At 56.3% G+C, this 22,265-nt stretch carries 23 protein-coding genes; 20 read left to right on the forward strand and 3 right to left on the reverse strand.

Annotation, left to right across the window (positions count from 1 at the left end):
- Positions 1-64 precede the first annotated feature (64 nt).
- The 4 genes from mnmG (at position 65) to BOW53_RS01805 (ending at position 4,160) form a co-directional block, all read left to right on the forward strand.
- Positions 65-1,939, forward strand: a complete 1,875-nt coding sequence (gene mnmG, locus BOW53_RS01790) for a tRNA uridine-5-carboxymethylaminomethyl(34) synthesis enzyme MnmG (protein ID WP_078485814.1) — start codon at positions 65-67, stop codon at positions 1,937-1,939.
- 15 nt (positions 1,940-1,954) lie between these two features.
- The gene (gene rsmG / locus BOW53_RS01795) at positions 1,955-2,593 is read left to right on the forward strand and encodes a 16S rRNA (guanine(527)-N(7))-methyltransferase RsmG (RefSeq protein ID WP_078485815.1); all 639 of its coding nucleotides are present in this window, start codon (positions 1,955-1,957) and stop codon (positions 2,591-2,593) included.
- Between the two features lie 86 nt (positions 2,594-2,679).
- The gene (locus BOW53_RS01800) at positions 2,680-3,732 is read left to right on the forward strand and encodes a M48 family metallopeptidase (protein WP_172838727.1); all 1,053 of its coding nucleotides are present in this window, start codon (positions 2,680-2,682) and stop codon (positions 3,730-3,732) included.
- A gap of 26 nt (positions 3,733-3,758) precedes the next feature.
- Positions 3,759-4,160 carry a DUF3617 domain-containing protein gene (locus BOW53_RS01805; RefSeq protein WP_078485817.1) on the forward strand — a complete coding sequence of 134 codons (402 nt, stop codon included), beginning with the start codon at positions 3,759-3,761 and terminating at the stop codon, positions 4,158-4,160.
- A 47-nt stretch (positions 4,161-4,207) separates the two neighbouring features.
- On the opposite strand, the gene BOW53_RS13020 is transcribed toward BOW53_RS01805, so the two are convergent.
- Together BOW53_RS13020 and BOW53_RS13025 are read right to left on the reverse strand one after the other, a co-directional pair.
- Positions 4,208-5,290 carry a Na/Pi symporter gene (locus BOW53_RS13020; protein WP_078485818.1) on the reverse strand — a complete coding sequence of 361 codons (1,083 nt, stop codon included), beginning with the start codon at positions 5,288-5,290 and terminating at the stop codon, positions 4,208-4,210.
- Entirely contained in the window at positions 5,218-5,829 is a 612-nt protein-coding gene (locus BOW53_RS13025; protein WP_078485819.1) for a Na/Pi symporter, read from the reverse strand. Before BOW53_RS13025 ends, BOW53_RS13020 begins: the two co-directional genes overlap by 73 nt.
- 113 nt (positions 5,830-5,942) lie before the next feature.
- Here BOW53_RS13025 and BOW53_RS01820 point away from each other — a divergent pair, with 113 nt between their 5' ends.
- The 16 genes from BOW53_RS01820 (at position 5,943) to BOW53_RS01895 (ending at position 21,595) form a co-directional block, all read left to right on the forward strand.
- Complete coding sequence (locus tag BOW53_RS01820) at positions 5,943-6,239, forward strand: hypothetical protein (RefSeq protein ID WP_078485820.1); 297 nt, start codon at positions 5,943-5,945, stop codon at positions 6,237-6,239.
- 158 nt (positions 6,240-6,397) lie between these two features.
- Positions 6,398-7,192 (forward strand): ParA family protein, encoded by a 795-nt coding sequence (locus BOW53_RS01825; protein ID WP_078485821.1) that lies wholly within the window; start codon positions 6,398-6,400, stop codon positions 7,190-7,192.
- Positions 7,193-7,249: 57 nt separating this feature from the next.
- The gene (locus tag BOW53_RS01830) at positions 7,250-8,134 is read left to right on the forward strand and encodes a ParB/RepB/Spo0J family partition protein (protein WP_078485822.1); all 885 of its coding nucleotides are present in this window, start codon (positions 7,250-7,252) and stop codon (positions 8,132-8,134) included.
- A 296-nt stretch (positions 8,135-8,430) separates the two neighbouring features.
- The gene (locus BOW53_RS01835) at positions 8,431-8,799 is read left to right on the forward strand and encodes an ATP synthase subunit I (protein WP_078485823.1); all 369 of its coding nucleotides are present in this window, start codon (positions 8,431-8,433) and stop codon (positions 8,797-8,799) included.
- 25 nt (positions 8,800-8,824) lie between these two features.
- Complete coding sequence (atpB, locus tag BOW53_RS01840; protein WP_078485824.1) at positions 8,825-9,685, forward strand: F0F1 ATP synthase subunit A; 861 nt, start codon at positions 8,825-8,827, stop codon at positions 9,683-9,685.
- A 54-nt stretch (positions 9,686-9,739) separates the two neighbouring features.
- Positions 9,740-9,973 carry a F0F1 ATP synthase subunit C gene (gene atpE / locus BOW53_RS01845; protein ID WP_005958839.1) on the forward strand — a complete coding sequence of 78 codons (234 nt, stop codon included), beginning with the start codon at positions 9,740-9,742 and terminating at the stop codon, positions 9,971-9,973.
- Positions 9,974-10,031: 58 nt separating this feature from the next.
- Entirely contained in the window at positions 10,032-10,502 is a 471-nt protein-coding gene (locus tag BOW53_RS01850) for a F0F1 ATP synthase subunit B (protein WP_078485825.1), read from the forward strand.
- Between the two features lie 9 nt (positions 10,503-10,511).
- A complete protein-coding gene (locus BOW53_RS01855) occupies positions 10,512-11,051 on the forward strand; it encodes a F0F1 ATP synthase subunit delta (RefSeq protein ID WP_078485826.1) in 540 nt (179 codons plus the stop codon).
- A 13-nt stretch (positions 11,052-11,064) separates the two neighbouring features.
- Positions 11,065-12,606 (forward strand): F0F1 ATP synthase subunit alpha, encoded by a 1,542-nt coding sequence (atpA, locus tag BOW53_RS01860; RefSeq protein ID WP_078485827.1) that lies wholly within the window; start codon positions 11,065-11,067, stop codon positions 12,604-12,606.
- Between the two features lie 39 nt (positions 12,607-12,645).
- The gene (gene atpG, locus BOW53_RS01865) at positions 12,646-13,509 is read left to right on the forward strand and encodes a F0F1 ATP synthase subunit gamma (RefSeq protein WP_078485828.1); all 864 of its coding nucleotides are present in this window, start codon (positions 12,646-12,648) and stop codon (positions 13,507-13,509) included.
- A gap of 36 nt (positions 13,510-13,545) precedes the next feature.
- Entirely contained in the window at positions 13,546-14,922 is a 1,377-nt protein-coding gene (gene atpD, locus BOW53_RS01870; protein ID WP_078485829.1) for a F0F1 ATP synthase subunit beta, read from the forward strand.
- 19 nt (positions 14,923-14,941) lie between these two features.
- Positions 14,942-15,370: a F0F1 ATP synthase subunit epsilon gene (locus BOW53_RS01875; protein ID WP_078485830.1), complete on the forward strand. Its 429-nt coding sequence runs from the start codon at positions 14,942-14,944 to the stop codon at positions 15,368-15,370.
- A gap of 178 nt (positions 15,371-15,548) precedes the next feature.
- Positions 15,549-17,132, forward strand: a complete 1,584-nt coding sequence (locus BOW53_RS01880) for a L,D-transpeptidase family protein (protein WP_172838728.1) — start codon at positions 15,549-15,551, stop codon at positions 17,130-17,132.
- Between the two features lie 114 nt (positions 17,133-17,246).
- Positions 17,247-17,828 (forward strand): peptidoglycan L,D-endopeptidase MepK, encoded by a 582-nt coding sequence (mepK, locus tag BOW53_RS01885; protein WP_078485832.1) that lies wholly within the window; start codon positions 17,247-17,249, stop codon positions 17,826-17,828.
- 118 nt (positions 17,829-17,946) lie between these two features.
- Positions 17,947-20,184, forward strand: coding sequence for an ATP-binding protein (locus tag BOW53_RS01890; RefSeq protein ID WP_078485833.1), 2,238 nt, complete (start codon positions 17,947-17,949; stop codon positions 20,182-20,184).
- A gap of 34 nt (positions 20,185-20,218) precedes the next feature.
- Entirely contained in the window at positions 20,219-21,595 is a 1,377-nt protein-coding gene (locus tag BOW53_RS01895) for a sigma-54-dependent transcriptional regulator (RefSeq protein WP_078485834.1), read from the forward strand.
- Positions 21,596-21,689: 94 nt separating this feature from the next.
- Here BOW53_RS01895 and BOW53_RS01900 read toward each other — a convergent pair whose 3' ends face one another.
- Entirely contained in the window at positions 21,690-22,085 is a 396-nt protein-coding gene (locus BOW53_RS01900) for a bacteriohemerythrin (RefSeq protein WP_078485835.1), read from the reverse strand.
- Between the last annotated feature and the right edge of the window lie 180 nt (positions 22,086-22,265).

Genomic DNA, 22,265 nt, shown 5'->3' on the forward strand with positions numbered 1-22,265 from the left:
AGCTATATAAATGGAGTGTCTGGGGTACAATACGCCCCCCTTGTAGAGTTGATGCGCCAAAACCATGTTTCATGCCGATAGCTACGATGTAATTGTTGTAGGCGGGGGCCACGCCGGTACCGAGGCGGCCCTGGCGGCGGCACGCATGGGTGCGCGTACCCTCCTGCTGACCCACAATATCGATACCCTGGGGCAGATGAGTTGCAACCCCGCAATCGGTGGCATCGGCAAGGGCCACCTGGTGAAGGAGGTGGACGCCCTGGGGGGGCTGATGGCCCGGGCTACCGACAAGGGGGGGATTCAGTTCCGGATTCTAAACTCCCGCAAGGGTCCTGCTGTACGTGCCACCCGGGCCCAGGCCGACCGTGTCCTGTACAAGGCGGCGGTGCGCGAAGCACTGGAGAATCAGCAGAACCTCGATCTCTTCCAGCAGGCGGTGGATGACCTGATCGTTGAGAACGAGCAGGTGACCGGGGTGGTCACCCAGATGGGGCTGAAGTTTCACGCCCGGACAGTGGTACTCACCACCGGCACCTTTCTGGGTGGACGCATCCACATCGGGCTCAACAACTACGAGGGTGGTCGCGCTGGTGATCCGCCTTCCAATGCCCTCTCCCGGCGGCTGCGTGAACTGCCTTTCAACGTGGAGCGCCTGAAGACAGGAACCCCGCCGCGTATCGACAGTCGCACCATCGATTACAGTGAGCTGCAGGCCCAGCCGGGAGATGACCCGGTGCCGGTGTTCTCCTTTATGGGCTCGCCGGAAGAGCACCCCAGGCAGGTCGCCTGCCACATCACCCACACCAACGAACGCACCCACGAGATCATCCGTGGCGGCATGTCCCGCTCGCCGATGTACACTGGCGTGATTGAGGGTGTCGGTCCCCGCTACTGTCCCTCCATCGAGGACAAGGTGGTGCGCTTCGCCGACCGCGACGCTCACCAGATTTTCATCGAACCGGAAGGCCTCACCAGCAACGAGGTCTACCCCAACGGCATCTCCACCTCCCTGCCCTTCGATGTCCAGTGGGAACTGGTACGTTCCATGAAGGGCTTTGAAAATGCCCGGATCGTGCGGCCGGGTTACGCTATCGAATACGATTTCTTCGATCCCAGGGACCTGAAACCGAGCCTCGAGACCAAGTTTATCCAGGAGCTCTTTTTCGCCGGCCAGATCAACGGCACTACCGGCTATGAAGAGGCGGCGGCCCAGGGGTTGCTGGCCGGACTCAACGCCGTGCTCAAGATCCGCGAACAGGAGAGTTGGTGTCCCCGCCGGGACGAAGCTTACCTGGGCGTTCTGGTCGACGATCTGATTACCATCGGCACCAGGGAGCCCTACCGTATGTTCACCAGCCGGGCTGAATTCCGCCTGCTGTTGCGTGAAGACAATGCAGACCTGCGTTTGACTGAGCAGGGCCGTAAATTGGGACTGATACCCGACGAACGCTGGCAGGCTTTCGAGCGGAAGCGCGAGTCCATCGAGCAGGAGCGCCAACGTCTGCGTGATATCTGGATTCACCCGGGCAGTGAGGCGGGCAATATTGCCGAGCAGGCACTGGATACTTCGATTTCCAGGGAGACCCGGGCACTGGACCTGTTGAGCCGTCCCGAAATCACCTATGCCGGGTTACTGCAGCTGCCCGGCATCGCACCCGGTGCAGAGGATCCCAAGGTTGCGGAACAGCTTGAGATCCAGGCCAAGTATGCCGGCTACATCGAGCGCCAGCAGGACGAGATTCAGCGGGCCCGGGCCAACGAAGCGGTCAAGCTGCCCGAGGACTTCGACTATCAAAAGGTCAAAGGGCTCTCCTCCGAAGTGCGGGAGAAACTAATCAAGAGCCGCCCTGCCACGATTGGCCAGGCGGGGCGCATACCCGGTATGACTCCTGCTGCCATCTCCCTACTGTTGATACACCTGAAACGCAAATCCGCGTAAGGGTGGGCGCTGACGATGTCTGAATATCATCCTCTCTGGAAAACCCAACTCCAGTCCGGTCTCGAAGAGATGGGGATAGCGCTCGGCAACGATCAGCAGGCGCTGTTGCTGGATTACCTTGCCCTGCTGGTGAAGTGGAACAGCGCGTTCAATCTCACTGCTATCCGTGATCCGGGGGAGATGGTCGCCCGCCAACTGCTGGACAGCCTCTCCATCCTCAACCTGCTCAGGAGTGAACGGGTGCTCGATGTGGGCACAGGACCGGGGCTGCCCGGAATACCCCTGGCCATTGCCCTGCCCGGGGTTCACTTCACCCTGTTGGATTCCAACGGCAAGAAGACGCGCTTTGTACAGCGGGCAGTGACCACCCTCAAGCTGCCCAACGTGGACGTGGTCCATGGGCGGGTTGAGAGCTATCGACCAAAGAGCCCCTTCGATACGGTAACCTCCAGGGCTTTTGCCGCCCTGCCCAAGATGTTGGAACTGACCGCTCACCTGGTCGCGGCAGACGGTCAATTACTGGCCATGAAAGGCACCGTTCCTCAAGATGAAATCAATGAGGTGGAGCAACAGAGCCATAAGATCAGTGTCACCCCACTTGAGGTGCCGGACACGGATGGCGAGCGCCATGCTATCCTCCTGAAAACGGAGTGATCACCCCTGAGGAGCAGGTAATGCCTCTGCCATTAGTAATTCTTCTATCGTTGCTTCTTTTCAATCTGTCCGGCTGCATGAAACCGATGACTCAACGGGCTTCCGTGTCTGACGAAGTGGTGGCCCAGGAGGAGGAGCGGCAGCGGGAGATTGCGCTCAAGCGTCATGTTGAGTTGGAGCAACGCCTTGCAACCGTCAGCTATCCTTTGCTGCGCGCGTCGTCCGACCTGTGCAAGGAGAACTGGCGTGCAGGTACCGGTGCCCACATCAGCAGCCAGTATGCCTACAGGGGAAAATTCAGGGAGACCGCAAACCGGTTGTTTGGGCTGGATGAGGGGCTCCAGGTCTTTTTCACCGTCGAGGGTGCGCCGGGCGACAGGGCGGGATTGCAGCCAGGGGACCGTGTACTGCAGATCGGTGAGCACGTGGTGGAGCCAGGTGAAGAGGCGCTGAAGGCCTTCAAAGACTATTACCAGGATGAAGTTTCAGCGGGACAACTGCTGCCGGTAAAGATATCCCGTGGCGGCGAGCTGATGACTCTGGATATAGCGACGGACAAAGTGTGCGACTACCAAGTATTGCTGGTAGAGAGCAATGCGGTCAACGCCTATGCCAATGGTGAGCATGTGGGCATAACCCGCGGCATGATGCGCTTCACAGAAACGGACCAGGAGCTGGGGCTGGTGGTTTCCCATGAGATCGCTCACAACGCTATGGGGCATATTAACGCCAAGCGCACAAACGCCATGGGCGGGTTGTTCCTTGATCTGCTGGCTGCCGCAGCGGGGGTTAACACCCAGGGATTGTTCACCGATATTGCCGGCCAGGCCTACTCACAGGAGTTCGAGGCCGAGGCGGACTATGTCGGTCTCTACATCATGGCTCGCGCGGATCATTCAATTGAAGGCGCTGCAAATTTCTGGCGGCGCATGGCTGCGGAGCATCCGGCGACAATCAGAAGCACCCATGCCGCAAGCCACCCGGCAAGCGCTGAGCGGTTTGTGGCTATCCGGCAGACGGTTACGGAGATCGATTCCAAGCGCCTGAAAGGCCTGGCGATGATGCCGGAGATGAAGCAGGATGCGGGGAATGGGGATGCTCAACAGGGGGATGGATTTTTCTCTCTGGGCGGCGAGTGAAGTTCACAGGGATAAGGAGTAGATCGATGTACAAGAGAGTCGGTTTGATCGCGTTGGTGTTGCTTGGGGGCTGTTCACAGGCCAATGAGGTGAACATGAATCCCGGGCTTTGGGAGTGGCGCTCGGAGATCGAGATGCCCGGCATGCCCATGAAGATGCCGCCGACGGTTTACCAGCAGTGCATTACCCGGGAGGACCTGGTACCCAAGGAGGGAGGTGATAACCAGGACTGCGAGCTATCGGAAATGGAGACCACGGGTGACACCGTCTCCTGGCGCATGACATGTAGCGGACCCGCTGGGCAGGTGGCCAGTGTCGGCAAGATGACTTATGCCGGGGATTCGGCCATGGGTGAGGTGTCGGTTGATGCCGGTGGTATGAAAATGCTCAGCCGTACCAGCGGCCAACGGGTTGGTGATTGCCCGTAAAAATCAACACGCCCTGGCTTGGCACCATGACAAATAAAAGAGCCGGATCAATTGTTCTGAGCTTGTGTCTTCGGCGAACCCTGGCTCTCCTGGGCCATCTCCCTGAGATGCAGTGTAATACGCCAGTAGTGGTAGCTGACCCGCCGTAACCAGCGCATGGCCTCCAGCCGGTCAGTACCCAGCGGTACGTCCACCTTGCCTGATGCGACCGAGGCAAGGATGTTTTCACGCATTGACTCGGCCGCAGCAATGACCCGCTCCGAATGGTGCCGTGCCAGGCGCTCGGCCCTCCCCCACTCGCCGGCACCCACATCGGCGGATATGCGATCGATTACATCAGCCATCTCAGCCGACATCTCCATCAGGCCCGGTGACTCCTGGGCAGTGAGCGCTCGCTCCGGCTCTTCTTCACATCGCTCATGCAGTCGCTGGAGATGATCGAGAACGTGGATGGCGGCGGTGAGCATGGGCCAGTTGTGTTGCTCCCTGGGGTTCAAATGGATCTCATCAACATAGGCGTGGATCTGGTCAAGCTCATAGGCCAGCGTCTCCAATCGCTGTTTATCCGGTGGATGATGATGCATCAGTGCCGATACCACATCGAACAGCTGCAGACTTATGTCGCGCAGGGTTCGCTGAACGGTCATCAGGGCGCTGCCCGGGTCTTTCAGCAGGGTGCGCTCCAGCCGATCCAGCAGGGGCAGCCTGTGCTCGGGTGCCAGGCGTTCCACCATGCCGGCAAATGGATTGGCCAGCGGGATCATCAGGCTGAGGCCGATGATGTTGAAGCCGGTGTGAAAGGCCACCAGGGCGATTTCGGCATTGCGTTGCAGGCTGCCGGCAGAGAGGCTCTCCCACAACCAGACGTAGGGAGTCAGTAGTACAAATGCCAGGCATGCGGTGATCAGGTTGTAGACCACATGGGCATAAGCCGTACGGCGGGTTGCAGTGGACCTGCCGATGGAGGCGATCACTGCTTTGACCGTGGTGCCCACATCCATGCCGATGACCAGGGCCGCTGCCTGGGGAAAGTCAATTGTGCCGGTATATACGGCGGTCAGTGCCGTGGCGACACCCGCACTGGATGACTGGATGACTGGATGACCAGGGTCATGCCGATACCTAAACAGATCAGCAGTAGTCGGCCGGTCACACTGTCACTTGGTAAATCCTCCGGTGTGATTATCCCTTCCAATCCCGACATGCTGTCTTGAAGAAAACCGATGCCGACGAAGATCAGCCCGAACCCGGCCAGGGCATGGCCGGCATGGGTGAGGCGCCCCTTGGCAAAGAGCCTCAGCAGCACACCTGCCAGAATGATCGGCAGCGCCAGGCTGCCCAGATTCAGTTTGAAACCGAACAGGGCAACCATCCAGCCGATGATGGTGGTGCCGAGATTGGCGCCGAAAACAATGCCTACTACATGGGGAAAGGTCAGCAGGCCGGCACCGACAAATCCGATGGTTGCCACAGTCGTTGCGCTGGATGACTGGAGAACAGCCGTGGTGCCAGCGCCCGTTAGAGAGCCGGTCAGGGGGCTGCGGGTAAACCGGGTCAGGGCCCGGCGTAGCATGTTGCCGGCGATACCGGTCAAGCCATCGGTCATCACGACCATGCCGAGCAGGAACAGGACCAGCCCGCCCAGTGCCTGGAGAATTCCGTCTGTCATGATTTAAGTTTAGACTCCAGGCATCATTAACCCAGTCCTTGAGCCGGTGTTCGGGGGGTGATTTGCAGTATTCGCCTCGAATCGTTTACCGGGTTATTGTGAGGAAAGAAACGATGAGTGATACGAAACAGGGCAAATGCTGGAACTGCGGCATCGAACTGGGCCCCCACGACTATGGCCGGGAGAACAACTGCCTGAAGTGTGGCAAACCCACCCGCGTCTGCCGAAACTGCCGCTGGTATGCGCCGGGGCAGACCAACGACTGCCGCGAGCCGGTGGCGGATCGGGTAATGGAGAAAGAGAAGCCAAACTATTGCGACTTTTTCGAACCGACGGATGAAGCCGTAGGGATGGGAGCCGGTTCCGAGGAGGATCAGCTGAAAGCGGCGGAAGATCTGTTTAAGTTCTAGCCTCACATGCGCAGGTATTGCACTATCCCCCCCCTCTTTCTGATATTCTCGACAGTCCGCCCCAACATTCGGGATGCGGTGAATGATCAGGGCCTGGGACACCATATGAAACAAATAGTGTTCACAGGCCTTAAGAAATTAACAACGGAAGCACTTCCATGGGTCGAATCGTCTGTGTTGCCAATCAGAAAGGTGGGGTCGGCAAGACCACTACTGCTGTCAATCTGGCTGCGTCACTTGCTTCGCTGAAGCGCAAGGTGCTGCTGGTGGATCTCGATCCCCAGGGTAATGCCACCATGGGCAGTGGCGTCGACAAGTACGAACTGGAGCAATCCAGTTGCGATGTGCTGTTGGGGGAGTCCCAGTTTTCCGATGCGGTGGTCTCCTCCGAAGAGGCGGGCTTCGACGTATTGCCCTCCAACTCGGACCTGACGGCTGCAGAGGTTGGCCTGATGAGTGCGCCGCTCAAGGAGAAGCGCCTGAGCCTTGCCCTGGCCGGAGCCAAGGAGCGCTACGAGTACATCATCATCGACTGTCCGCCGTCCCTCAACATGCTGACCCTGAATGCGCTGGTAGCGGCGGACGGCGTGCTGATCCCGCTGCAGTGCGAGTACTATGCCCTGGAGGGACTGACGGCCTTGATCAGCACGATCCGCCAGATTCAGGATAGCCGCAACGCCAAGCTGGAGATCGAAGGTATCGTCCGCACCATGCACGATCCGCGCAATAACCTGACCAACGAAGTTTCCGCGCAATTGATCAGCCACTTCAATGACCAAGTGTTTCGTACCATCATTCCGCGCAACGTGCGAGTGGCGGAGGCCCCCAGTTATGGCCTGCCGATCATCAAGTATGACAAATCATCCCGGGGCGCCGTCTCCTACATGGCCCTGGCCAGCGAGTTTTTAAGGCGCAACGAGCAACGGAAAACGGCAGCTTCCGCTACAGCTTGATAATAAGACATTACATGGCGAGCCTTTCGCCAGCATAGAGATTCGGAAAGAGAAAAGATGGCAGCAAAAAAAAGAGGTCTTGGACGCGGGCTGGATGCCCTGCTCGGAGGAGCAGCCAAAGAGGGTGAACAGGGCGCGGCGGAAACGGCGGCTCCTGGAGAGAGCCTCGGCGCCCTGCCGGTGGACCTTATTCAACGGGGGCGGTACCAGCCACGCCGCGATTTCAACCCCGAGAGCCTGCAGGAGCTGGCCGACTCCATCGCTGCACAGGGCGTGGTTCAGCCCATCGTGGTGAGACCAGTCGAAGGTGGGCGCTACGAAATCATCGCCGGCGAGCGCCGCTGGCGGGCCACCCAGCAGGCCGGACTGGATGAGATTCCGGTGGTGATCCGCGATGTGCCGGACCAGACCGCCATGGCCATGGGCCTGATTGAGAACATCCAGCGCGACGACCTCAACCCCCTGGAAGAGGCCACCGCCCTGCACCGCCTGCTCAACGAATTCGAACTCACCCATCAGCAGATTGCACAGGCTGTGGGTAAATCCCGCACCACGGTTACCAACCTGCTGCGCCTGCTCGACCTCAACGAGGACGTGAAGACGTTCATCGTGGAGCGTCGCCTAGAGATGGGTCATGCCCGTGCACTCCTCGGCATCAAGGACGAGCCCCAGAGCAAGGCTGCCCGCCAGGTGGTGGCCCAGGGGCTGTCGGTACGCGAGACAGAGAAACTGGTACGCCGGCTCCAGGGCGAGGAGCCTGTCCAAGCCAAGACCAAGACGACCCCCAAGGAGGACCCAAACGTGGTCCGCCTTGAGAACGACCTGACCGAAAAACTCGGTGCCCGGGTGAAGATTCAGCAGGGCAACAGCGGCAAGGGCAAGCTGGTGATCAGTTACAACAGCCTGGATGAGTTGGACGGTATTCTTGACCACATCCAGTAGCCCGCTAATTTCGCTCCACAATTTCCAGTGCGGCGGTCATCAGGCAGTGTGCCGTCCAGTAGATTCGTGGCTGATTGACAATTGTCCTTGGGTTTTCTTCCGGTATGGGTGAAAGTCGTGACAAATATCATGACAAGCGCGGATCATTAGAATATTAGAGTTTTCTTTTGGTTATTTATAAGGCTTTTGACGGTCATAAAAACATTTATTCGGCTATCGTTTGACCTTATATCGCGCAGACCTTATACTGCGCACCGCTTTGATAGGCATGGCTCCGGGCTGCTGGGATCTTTTGAATGCAACTCACTGACAAAAGCCAAGCCTATCGAGTCATTCTGGCGCAGCTGACAATGTCTTTTTTCGCGGCCCTGGCACTACTACTCGCCATCGGCTGGGTGGAAGCTTACTCTGCACTGTCCGGAGGACTGACAGCAGTCTTCGCAAATCTGGTATTCGCCGTCGTGGTTTTTCGCCACTACCAGGCGCAGGAACCGGCCAACATGGTCGCCAGATTCTACGGGGCAGAGCTTCTGAAGCTCGTTGTCACAGGAATTTTATTTGCAGGTGCTATCCTGTGGGTTTACCCACTGAGTATCGGCGCACTGCTCGGCACCTATCTCCTTGTGGCAGTAGGTGCGGTGGTGGTTTTTAACTTATTCAATTAATAACGAGTCTTAGTTTAAAAGCACAATGGCCGGCGACACCCTGACCTCAAGCGAATATATCAAACACCATCTGACCAACCTCACTTTTGGTCAGCATCCCGACGGTACGTGGGGTATCGCCCACAGCGCTGCTGAAGCCAAGGAGATGGGCTTCTGGGCAATCCACGTGGATACCATGTTCTGGTCCATTGCCCTCGGTATCTTTTTCCTATACCTATTTAAGAAGGCAGCCGATGCGGCCACCTCCGGCATCCCCGGCGGTCTGCAGAACTTCGCCGAGTGGATCGTCGAGTTCATCGACACCAGCGTGCGCGGCTCCTTCACCGCAAAGAACGACCTGGTCGCGCCCCTTGCCCTGACCATCTTCATCTGGATCTTCCTCCAGAACCTGATGGACCTGGTGCCGATCGACCTGATTCCATACGCTTTCCAACTGATGGGTATTCACTTCATGAAAGTGGTGCCCTCCACCGATCCCAATGCCACCTTCGGCATGGCCATCGGTGTCTTTGCACTGGTCCTCTTCTACAGCATCAAGATGAAGGGCGTTGGCGGTTTTATGGGCGAGCTGACCCTGCAGCCGTTCTCCTCCGACAACCCAATCGTCAAGATCCTCTTCATCCCGATCAACTTTGTTCTCGAGTTCGTCAGCCTGATCGCCAAGCCGATCTCCCTGGCACTGCGTCTGTTCGGTAACATGTACGCCGGTGAGATGATCTTCATCCTCATCGCCATCATGTACAACGCGGGCATTATTCTGGGCCTGTTCAGCGGTGTGCTGCAACTGGGCTGGGCGATCTTCCATATTCTGATCATCACGCTGCAGGCGTTCATCTTCATGACCCTGACCATCGTGTACCTGGATATGGCTCACCACGAGCACTGATTTTTTAACTTAACTTTTTAATTTTTACTTACTCACCTAAAACGGGAGACCAAAATGGAACAAGCACTGCTGTACATTGCTGGCGCAATCATGATGGGTCTGGGCGCCCTGGGTGCCGCTGTCGGTATCGGTGTACTGGGTGGCCGCTTTCTCGAAGGCGCTGCTCGTCAGCCTGAACTCATCCCCATGCTGCGTACCCAATTCTTCATCGTAATGGGTCTGGTCGACGCCGTTCCCATGATCGCTGTGGGTCTGGCCATGTACGTGCTGTTCGCTGTTGCCGGTTAATCTTGGCTACTTCAAGCGAACTAATTTTCATCTCGTCTAAAAGCGAGGTAAATCCGGGATGAACATCAATCTGACTCTTATAGGTCAGCTTCTCTCCTTCGTAGTGTTCGTGTGGTTCACGATGAAATTCGTATGGACCCCGATCATGGGCGCACTGGAGACTCGTCGCAAAGAGATCGCCGACGGCCTTGCCGCCGCCGAGCGTGGTCAGCACGAGCAGGAGTTGGCTCAGGAAAGGGCAAAAGACGTACTGCATGAGGCCAAGGCCCAGGCAGGTGAAATTGTTGCCCAGGCTCAGAAGCGAGCTTCTGAAATTGTCGACGAAGCGAAAGATAATGCGCGCACCGAAGGTGATCGCATTGTGACCGCAGCCCAGGCAGAGATCGAGCAGGAGACCAACCGTGCTCGCGAGCATCTGCGTGAGAAGGTGGCTGAACTGGCGGTAGCTGGTGCGGAGAAGATCCTCCAGAAGGAGATCAACGCCGCGGCACACAAAGACATCGTCGAATCCCTGGCCAAACAGATCTAAGGCACTGCTATGGCAGGAGAAACTACCACAATCGCCCGTCCTTACGCGGAAGCGGTATTTGCCCGGGCCCAGGAGAGCGAAAAGCTCGCCGAATGGTCCGACATGCTGACGTTTCTAGCAGAAGCTGTCGAGGAGCCTGCCCTTGCGGGTCTCATCGTCAACCCCAAGGTCGACCAGGATGCCCTGACCGACCTGATGCTGGACGTCTGCGGCGACCACTTCGACGAAGAGGGGCAGAACCTGGTCAAGCTGCTGGTGCAAAACGATCGTCTCCTGATTGCAGGTGAGATCGCAGCTCTTTATGAAGAGCTGAAAGCGGAGAGCGAGAAGGTACTCAATGTACATGTCCGCTCCGCATGCGCCCTGGAAGCCGACCAGGAGAATCAAATTGCTGACGCGCTGAAAGAGAAACTGGGACGTGAGATCACCATCACCTCCGAGCAGGACGAGAACCTGATCGGCGGCGTGCACATCCGTGCAGGCGACATGGTATTCGACGGCTCAGTCAGCGGGCGACTGCAGCAACTGGCGAACGAATTAGGAATCTAAGCGAGAAGCCAATATGCAACTCAATCCATCCGAGATCAGCGAACTGATCAAGAATAAGATCGAGAAATTCGATCTCAAGACCAAAGCCCGCACCGAGGGCACGGTAATCAGCCTGACCGACGGCATCGCACGCATTCACGGTCTGGAAGACGTGATGTCCTACGAGATGCTGGAGTTCCCAGGCAACACCTTTGGCCTGGCCCTCAACCTGGAGCGTGACTCCGTGGGCGCGGTTGTCATGGGTGACTACACTCACCTTTCTGAAGGCGATTCGGTCAAGTGCACCGGACGCATTCTGGAAGTGCCCGTAGGTGAAGGCCTGCTGGGTCGTGTGGTCGGTCCCCTGGGTAACCCCATCGACGGCAAGGGCGAGATCGATGCAGTAGCGACCTCTCCCATTGAGAAGGTTGCTCCCGGCGTTATCGCCCGTAAGTCGGTTGATCAGCCAGTACAGACCGGTCTGAAAGCGATCGATGCCATGGTGCCTGTCGGCCGCGGCCAGCGTGAGCTGATCATCGGCGACCGCCAGACCGGTAAGTCTGCCATTGCCATCGACGCCATCATCAACCAGAAAGGCACCGGTGTTAAATGTATCTACGTTGCCGTAGGTCAGAAAAACAGCACCATCGCCCAGACGGTCCGCAAGCTCGAAGAGCATGGCGCCATGGATCACACCATCATCGTGGCCGCTACCGCCGCCGAGTCAGCAGCGCTGCAGTTCATCGCGCCCTACTCCGGCTGCACCATGGGTGAGTACTTCCGCGACAAGGGTGAAGATGCGCTGATCGTTTATGACGATCTGACCAAGCAGGCTTGGGCCTACCGCCAGGTATCCCTGCTGCTGCGTCGTCCGCCGGGTCGTGAAGCGTACCCCGGTGATGTTTTCTACCTGCACTCCCGTCTGCTGGAGCGCGCTGCCCATATTAACGAGGCAGAGGTGGAGAAGAACACCAACGGCGAAGTGAAAGGCAAGACCGGTTCCCTGACCGCACTGCCCATCATTGAGACCCAGGCCGGTGACGTATCCGCGTTCGTACCGACCAACGTGATCTCCATTACCGACGGTCAGATCTTCCTGGAAGCCGACCTCTTCAACGCAGGTATCCGCCCGGCTATCAACGCCGGTCTGTCGGTATCCCGTGTAGGTGGTTCAGCACAGACCAAGATCATCAAGAAGCTGGGCGGCGGTGTTCGTCTGGCCCTGGCCCAGTTCCGTGAGCTGGCGGCATTCTCCCAGTTCGCCTCCGACCTGGACGAGGCCACCCGCAAGCAACTGGAGCGTGGTGAGCGTGTTACTGAGCTGATGAAGCAGCACCAGTACTCTCCGCTCTCCATCGCCGAGATGGCCACCTCGTTGTTTGCAGCGAACGAAGGCTACCTGGATGATATCGACGCGTCCAAGGTTGTCGATTTCGAAGCGGCTCTGCATGGCTACATGAACAGCAGCCAGAAGTCTCTGATGGACAATATCAATGAGACTGCGGACTACAACGACGAGATCGCCAATGCCCTGCACGACGCCCTGAAGGATTTCAAGGCAAACCACACCTGGTAAGCACGAGATCCCTGAGAGCTGAATAGATAAGGTTTAATCATGGCAGGCGCAAAAGAAATCCGCACCAAGATCGCCAGCATCAAGAACACGCAGAAGATCACCTCTGCGATGGAGATGGTGGCGGCCGCAAAGATGCGCAAGGCCCAGGACCGCATGAACGCGACTCGTCCCTACGCGGACAAGATGCGTAACGTCATCGGCCACCTGTTCCACGCACATCCGGAGTACCGCCACAGCTTCATGAAGGAGCGTAACGAGGTCAAGCGAGTCGGTTACATCATCGTCTCCTCGGACCGCGGTCTTTGTGGCGGCCTCAACAGCAACCTGTTCCGCAAGCTGGTTAAAGAGGTCAAGCGGCAGCAGGGCGAGGGCATCAAGGTCGAGTTCTGCACCATCGGCACAAAAGCACTGGGTTTTTTCAAGCGCTTTGGCGGTCGTGTGCTGGCAGAGGCCACTCACCTGGGTGACGCTCCTCACATCGAGGATCTGATCGGTACCGTCAAGGTGATGCTGGACGCTTATGTTGATGGCGAGTTAGATCGCATCTACGTCGCTTCAAACGAGTTCGTTAATACGATGACCCAGAAGCCGACCGTAGAGCAGGTTGTTCCCATTTCAGCTGAACCCAACGAGGAGCTGAAACACCATTGGGACTACATCTACGAGCCTGACTCCAAGGATGTGCTGGATGGCCTGATGGTCCGTTATATCGAGTCACTGGTATATCAGGCGGTTGTCGAAAACGCAGCGTGCGAACAGTCTGCCCGCATGGTGGCAATGAAGTCCGCTACCGACAATGCAGGCAACCTTATCAACGAATTGCAGCTGGTCTACAACAAAGCCCGCCAGGCAGCTATTACCCAGGAGATCTCCGAGATCGTGGGTGGCGCCGCCGCTGTGTAAGGCGAATTGAATTTTGAATTTAACGAGGAACCAGAAATGAGTTCGGGTAAAGTGGTGGAAATCATCGGCGCCGTTGTGGACGTTCAGTTCGCAGCAGGTGATATGCCGAAGGTCTACGATGCGCTCAGGATCGAATCAGAAGATTTGACCCTTGAGGTACAGCAGCAGCTGGGTGACGGCGTTGTCCGGACCATCTGCATGGGTTCAACCGACGGTCTCAAGCGTGGAGTTGAAGTTGTCAGTACAGGTAACCCTATTACCGTTCCTGTAGGCCAGGGAACCCTGGGCCGTATCATGGATGTTCTGGGTAACCCGGTTGACGAGGCCGGCCCTGTTGAGACCGAAGAGCGTATGCCGATTCATCGTGCAGCACCCAAGCTCGAAGAGCAGGCCACCACTACCGAGATCCTGGAAACCGGCATCAAGGTTATCGACCTGGTCATGCCCATCGCCAAGGGCGGTAAGATCGGCCTGTTCGGCGGTGCGGGTGTAGGCAAGACCGTAACCCTGATGGAGCTGATCCGTAACATCGCGGTCGAGCACTCCGGCTTCTCCGTTTTCGCCGGTGTTGGTGAGCGTACTCGTGAGGGTAACGACTTTTACCACGAAATGTCCGAAGGTGGCGTACTCGATAAGGTAGCCCTGGTTTACGGTCAGATGAATGAGCCTCCAGGCAACCGCCTGCGTGTGGCGTTGACCGGTCTGACCATCGCCGAGAATTTCCGTGACGAAGGCCGTGACGTTCTGATGTTCGTTGATAACATCTACCGTTACACCCTGGCGGGAACCGAGGTATCCGCTCTGCTGGGTCGTATGCCTTCAGCGGTAGGTTACCAGCCTACCCTGGCTGAGGAGATGGGTGTTCTGCAGGAGCGTATTACCTCCACCAAGACCGGGTCCATCACCTCCTTCCAGGCCGTATACGTACCTGCGGATGACTTGACTGACCCCTCCCCCGCGACCACCTTCGCTCACTTGGATGCGACCCTGGTACTGTCCCGTCAGATCGCCGAGCTGGGTATCTACCCCGCGGTTGATCCCCTGGACTCCACCTCCCGTATCCTCGACCCCAACGTGGTTGGCCAGGAGCACTACGATGTAGCCCGCGGCGTTCAGGGTACCCTGCAGCGCTACAAGGAGCTGAAGGATATCATCGCGATTCTGGGTATGGACGAGCTGTCCGAAGATGACAAGCTGACTGTAGCCCGTGCCCGTAAGGTACAGCGCTTCCTGTCCCAGCCCTTCTTCGTGGCGGAAGTATTCACCGGTACCCCCGGTAAGTACGTATCCCTGAAAGACACCATCGCAAGCTTCAAGGCGATCGTCGAAGGTGAGTACGACCACCTGCCCGAGCAGGCGTTCTACATGGTCGGCGGCATCGAAGAGGCTGTTGAGCGGGGCGCTGGCGACTAATTAGAGCCGGGAGTTTCTTATGAGCATGAAAATTCATGTGGACATCGTGAGTGCAGAGGGAGAGATCCATTCCGGCCAGGCCGAGATGGTCTATGCTCCTGCGGTCATGGGTGAAGTCGGTATCGCGCCACGGCACACGCCCCTGGTGACCCGGCTGAAGCCCGGCGAGGTTCGCGTCGAGCCAGGTGACGGCAAGGAGATGGAGTACTACTACGTCTCCGGCGGTATCCTCGAGGTGCAGCCCCACCTGGTCACCGTTCTGGCGGATATCGCGGTTCGCGCGGTGGATATTGACGAAGCGGCTGCAATCGAAGCCAAGAAGCGGGCCGAAGAGGCACTCGCAGGCCAGCAGGCCGAGTTCGAGTACGCCAGGGCCCAGTCCGAACTGGCCGAAGCGGTTGGCCAGCTGCGTGCGATTGAGAAGATCCGCAAGGGAACCAAGCGCTGATCTCACGACCACACACCACAGTGGCACAAAAACCCCGTCTTCAGGCAGGGTTTTTGTGTCCGTAAGTCCATAATTTAGCTGCTAAGCTTAGATTACCCCCTACGCTTTTTAGGCCAGGCAGGTTGTCAGGGAAATGAGCCGCCAGAGCTGGAAATTTCGCGGGTGGCAGCTGTCTTTCATGGCCATGGTTTGGCTGATCTGCACCCCCGCCTTCGCAACCCCCTCCATTCAGAATCCCGGGGTGGGGTCTACTGAAACCAGCTCAACCCAGGAAGGTGAAAACTCTTCCATCGCAGATTTCTACAGGGTGACCGGAACCGAGTCAATCTGGATATCGGCCAACGGCTTATCCGAACGAGGAGATCGCTTTATCAATTTTCTGGGGCAGGTTGAAGCCGAAGGCCTGGATTCGAAGCGTTACCTGTACGATGAAATCCTTGTCTATTCGAGGCGGGAGAATCTGTGTCAGCTCGAGTTGTGGCGGCTGGAACTGCTCCTGGACTTGGTGTACCTGACGTTGGGCAAGGACCTTATCCAGGGGCGTGCTGACTGGAACGTCCATGATCCTCGATGGCATATCCCCAGGTCCGTGGCCAGCCTTTCGATTCTTGCCGGGATATTGAACTCCGAGATTCCAATTGACCGTGCTCTGCGTGCGCTTGGGCCGAAGCATTATGCCTTTCATCAGCTGAAAAATGTGCTTGTTCGTTATCGTGATATCGAGCGTGCTGGCGGTTGGGAATCCATAGAGACAAGGAAGAGTCTCAAGGGGGGGATGGAGACGCCATTGGTCGCTGTGCTGCGTGAGCGACTCAGTATGGCAGGTGATCTTGATGATGCAGATGCTGTCAATCCTTTGCTTTTTGATGAGTCGTTGACCAAGGCCGTCAAGGCGTTTCAGGGGCGTCACGGTTTGGAACAGGACGGGGTAGTCGGGCGAAAGACCAGGGAAGCGATGAATGTGCCAGTGGGGGAACGCGTTCGCCAGATTGAGCTGAACATGGAGCGCTGGCGTTGGCTGCCAAGAAACCTGGGTGATGAGTACATCATAGTTAACACAGCGGCTTTCAGATTGGATTATGTGAAAAACGCTGGAACCGCACTCTCAATGCGGGTCATTGTTGGGGATCAGCTGAATCGTACACCGGTGTTTACAAAAGAGCTCACCTACATCGACATCAACCCGGTGTGGAATGTTCCCCATACAATTGCCACGGACGAGATCCTGCCCCAGTTGGCCATGAAGCCGGATTACCTGGAGAACAACGGGTTCAGAATTCTGAGTGACTGGAGCGACAGTGCCCGGGAACTGACGTTTGAGGAGACCGGCTGGTCAGTTGATAACAAGTCTGATTTCCCCTATCGGCTCCGGCAGGACTCGGGAGATGGCAATGCGCTGGGGCGAATCAAATTTCTGCTGCCAAACGAGTACAACATCTATCTCCACGATACACCTGGAAAGCGCCTGTTCAACAAGCCCAGGAGAACGTTCAGTCATGGCTGCATCAGAATCGAGAACCCGCGCGGGCTGGCACTCAACCTTTTCGATCAACTCAAAAAGTGGGATGAGGTTCGCCTGGATGAAACCCTGGACAGCGGCGAGAACAGAAAGGCCGTGCTGAAGAAACCGGTACCCGTCTATATCGTTTATCTCACGAGCTGGGTGGATGAGTCAGGTACGGTTCACTTTAGCGGCGACCATTATCACAGGGACAGCTCACTGGTGCGTCATCTGTTTCCTGGCGAGGAAGTAACCTACTGAAATATGCTCCTGTTTCTGAAATTCTGTGATTTCTCTCTGATTTTAAAAGAAATTTCTTTACATTCCTGAAAATAACAGCACAATAAGCGTGCCCTTGGTTGTTAATTGTGTGTGATGCGTAAATTTTTACCCAAGTCTCGTCAGACTATCGATCCTTCTCCCTGTTTCCATAGGCGCCGTTTTCTCCGCACTTCACTGGCATTGGCCGGCGGCATCATTGCTGCACCGGCGGTTGCAACCGTGAGACGTACCGGTGAGCGACGGATCGAACTACTCAATCTTCATACCGGTGAGAAAGCGAAAATTCTTTACTGGTCCGGGGGCATGTACCAGCCAGGTGGGCTGAATGACCTCAATCACCTGCTGCGAGATCATCGCACCGGTGATGTATACGACATGGATACTGGTCTGTTCGATCTTGTACACGACCTGGGCTTAGAGTTTGGCAGCCAGCAGAAGTTTGAGATCATCTCCGGTTACCGGTCACCAAAGACAAACAAGTCGCTGAGTAACAAGTCCAGCGGTGTCGCAAAGCGCAGTCTGCACATGCAGGGTAAGGCTATGGATCTGCGGATGCCCGGGGTTTCCCTGGATAAGCTGAAACAGACGGCCATGAACCTGCAGCGCGGGGGTGTCGGATTCTACCCCAAATCCGGATTCATACATGTCGACACAGGGCGCGTTCGCAGCTGGTAAGCCGCGCTATCTGATCGCAACAATCTATCTTGCTGCTTCTGTTGGGATTGGCGAATCTCCGATGAGAGGTTTATGCTTTTGTGATTATGAATCGTTTACGAAAGCATAGATAAGGCACATGCCATCCCAACTGGACGCCCTCATCAGGGGACAGCGCACATCCCGTATCCTGCTCCTGGCTCTCGGCTTTTCAATTGCGCTCATGCTTTGGCAGATTGCCCGCTGGACCGAGGAGACTGCCTTGGCGGAGCTGCATGAGCGCAGCAGTACCCAGCTCAGTTTTTATGTGGCCAGTCTTCAGGGCCAGCTTCAGAAATACGAGTTCCTGCCAGAGCTATTGGCAACCAACAAGCAGCTTGTGAAGTTGCTTGAGAACCCTGGCGACAGGGATCTCACCGATGCACTCAATCGTTACCTCGAAACCATCAATCGGATCTCCGATGCTTCGGATACCTACCTGATGAATGACGCAGGGCTGACCATTGCCGCTTCGAACTGGCAGTCCGAGCGCCCATTCGTGGGCCGCAATTTTTCATATCGTCCCTACTTCAAGGAAGCCATGAAGGGGCATCTCGGCAGGTACTTTGCGCTGGGTACCACGTCACAGAAAAGAGGTTACTACTTCGCCTACCCTGTCCGGTCGATGGAGCGCATTCTTGGTGCCGTGGTTATCAAGATCAACATGGCGCCTAATGAAGAGAAATGGAGCCGGTCTGAAGATGAGTTCCTGGTAACTGATCCGGACGGCGTGATCTTCATCACCACCAACAAGGGCTGGCGTTACAAGACCCTGGGACCACTTCCTGATGAGGTGTTGGAGAGGATCAGGGCAAGCAGACGCTACTCTGATGCGGAACTCTCATCGCTGGGCGCAGTTACACTGACAGCTGCCCAGGGTCGACTCATCCGGCCTGCTGAAACCGGAAGGACGGAATACCTGTCACTGGAGCAGATGATGCCCGAGGCGGGCTGGAAGGTGCACATTCTTGCAGACACGAGCCAGGTAGGCGTAAGAGTGACCTGGAGCGTGCTGACTGCCGCCGTGATTTTCGGCATCGCAGTACTCTTTGTGATGTTCTTGATGCAGAGGCACAAACGTTTGCGTGAGCGTGAGCGCTTCGAACGCCAGGCAAAAAAGAACCTCGAACTGAACGAAGCGCGAATCAGGGCGATATTGGAGGGTGCTCAGGCAGGTGTGCTGACCATGAACGACCAGGGCTTGATAGAGTTTGCCAACAGCCGTGCACAAGAGCTGTTCGGTTACCAGCAGAAAGAGCTGTCAGGACACTCTTTTATCGCGTTCTTTGCCGAGAGCCAAAAAAATGAAGCGGAGAAAACCCTGCATGCTGCAGAAACGGGTGTCGTCGTTCGGGAGTTGGATGCCCGGCACAAGGATGGCTCAATTTTTCCTGTAGAACTCTCGGTTGGCAGTCTCAAGCTCCACGATGGCAGAAAGCGTATTGCGACGATTCATGACATCAGTTTTGCAAAGCGACAGGAGGCGGAACTACGCCAGGCCCATGATCTGCTGGAAGTGCGGGTAGCCGAACGAACCCGTGATCTCAGTGAAACCAATGTTCGTTTGATCCGGGAAATCGAAGAGCATCAGCGCACAGAGGCGGCGTTGCGCCAGGCCCAGGATGAACTGATCCAGGCCGCAAAGATGGCAGCACTGGGACAGATGGCAACCGGTATCAGTCACGAGTTGAACCAGCCCCTGGCGGCAATCCGTTCATATGCCGACAATGCGCGTGCCTTGATCGACCATGAACGTAAGGAGGATGCGACCTGGAATCTGACCCAAATCTCAGAACTGACCGAGCGAATGGCCCAGATCAGTTCCCAGCTGAAAGTGTTTTCCCGCAAGACCAAGGGGCGGCTGGTCAGCGTATCCCTGACCGCGGCTATTGATCACTCCCTGGGGATACTCGCATCCAGAATAAAGGAGACCCAGGCGGAAATCTTAAAGCAGATGCCTGAAACAGAGCTTTATGTGATGGCTGATATGGTGCAACTGGAGCAGGTCTTGATCAACTTGATTGGTAACGCGCTGCAGGCGGTTGAACCGCAGAGCGAGAGAAGAGTGGAGATCGTGGCGGTGAGCAGCGATGACAGTGTCGCGATTACCATTCGCGATACCGGATCAGGTATTGCTCCCGATCATCTTCCCCGTGTGTTTGATCCGTTCTTTACCACAAAGGAGGAGGGTTGTGGCCTGGGCCTGGGTCTTTCAATTTCCCACCGTATCGTAGAAAGTATAAATGGCGAACTGATGGCCAACAATTACATGGATGGTGGCGCCATTTTTACTTTGACCCTGCCAAGCGTTGAAACACCGGAGGAGAAGACAGGCTGAACTTGCCGGCCTGTTTGAAAGTGAAGAATTGTTAATGAAAAGCAATCCGACGATCTACTTCATCGACGATGAAAAGCATATCCGTATAGCCAACCAGCAGACCCTGGAGCTGGCGGGCTTCGATGTGCAGTGCTTCAACAGTGCTGAAAAGGTACTGCCCTTGCTTTCGCTTGACTGGCCTGGGGTTGTGGTGTGCGACATCAAGATGCCGGGTATGGACGGTTTGACCTTTCTAAGCAAGGCAATGGAAGTAGACAGGGATCTGCCGGTCATTCTCGTCACTGGGCATGGCGATATCTCGATGGCGGTCAATGCCATCCGTGACGGTGCCTATGATTTCATAGGGAAGCCGTTTGCCGCTGAAAAACTGATCGAGACCGTACGCCGCGCCGTCGACAAGCGGGCTCTGACGCTCGAGAATCGTAATCTCAAAATAGAGCTGGAGGCTCAGAGCGCCCCCGGACCCCGCATTATCGGACGTACCCCTGCCATTCAACGCTTGCGTGCCACCATCGCCCAGATTGCAGATACTGGCGCCGACGTACTGGTATTTGGCGAAACGGGAACCGGCAAGGAGTTGGTTGCAAGGTCGTTGCATGAGCACTCCCGGCGCAGGGACAGGAACTTTGTGGCAGTCAATTGCGGTGCTGTGCCTGAGAACCTTATCGAGAGTGAGCTTTTCGGCCATGAGGCCGGTGCATTTACCGGTGCCCAGGAGCGGCGCATCGGCAAGTTTGAACATGCCAACGGCGGTACCCTCTTCCTCGATGAGATCGAGAGCATGCCAATGCCTGTACAGATCAGGCTGCTGCGGGTACTGCAGGAGCGCATGGTCGAGCGTTTGGGTTCAAATGAACTGATACCCCTGGATCTGCGTGTGGTGGCAGCAACAAAAGCCGATCTCAAAGAGGCGGCGGAGCGGGCCGAATTCCGGGAAGATCTCTACTACCGTCTCAATGTGGTGACCCTGGAGATCCCGCCGCTGCGGGACCGTCGGGAAGATATCCCGTTGCTCTTTCATCACTTTCTGCTGGTTTCCAGTGCCCGCTACCAGAAAGAGGCGCCTGCGCCGAGCAGTGAACAGATCCATGCCTTGCTGGCTCACCCCTGGCCGGGCAATGTGAGGGAGTTGCGCAATGCCGCTGAGCGATACGTATTGCTGGGTGAGAGTTATGGCTACGAGTTGGAGCAGGTGCTGCGGGGAAGTGAAGACGGAGAGGGCTCCATTACCCTGCCCCAGCAGGTTGACTGTTTCGAGAAGAGTGTGATCGAACAGGCACTCTCTACCCACAACGGCAACATCAAGGAGACCATGGAAGCGCTTGGTGTGCCGCGTAAGACGCTCTATGACAAGATGTGTAAGTTTGGTTTGGACAAAAAGAACTATAAATTTGGACAAAAAGAACTATAAATAGAGAGCGGTCTTGCCGAAAGCCACTTGTTTCTAAGAATAGTTGTGGTTGAAAGTGTGATGGTGCGAACTTCGTTTACAAACATTTTTCGTGCTAAAAATCGGCAAACTCTTTATCTGTAGTCGCGATATGACCCACAAGCCATTCTCTTAACTGCTGCAACAACACTATATCCAGTCGCGCACTCCCGTTTTCCAGTTCCCTCATGAACTGCATCAGTTCGGCATGCAGCATGGCGTGTTCCCGCTGATGTTCCCGCAGCTCTGTAAATCCGTTTTTTGCCATGAATGCTTCCTCATTCTGAAAATGGCTTTTTGTTTCCCGCTCCAACTCGATAAGTAGCTCATGCGCTTCCTGTGAGCCAATTTCCGGGTTTGACTGAACAGATTCCGCTAGGCGGTTCAGCAGGGTGACCAGTGCCATATGTTCTTCATCCAATTCAGATATCCCAAGGGCCATCCGGGTGTTGAAATGCATGAAGTCGGTCATTGGAGGGTAACGGCTACGGTTTTCAGATAGTAATTTAAATATTTAGTACAACAGCACCCCGTTTTCAAGAAACGCGAATTTAATTTCCAAGTGCAACTCGACAGAGTTGGTTAGAGGGTAAGCTGCGGTAGCATAGGTAGCTTCTCTCACCGACCAAAGTTTGAGGAGCACCATGTACAC

The organism is Solemya velesiana gill symbiont (assembly GCF_002020805.1).
GTDB lineage: Bacteria > Pseudomonadota > Gammaproteobacteria > Chromatiales > Chromatiaceae > Sedimenticola_A.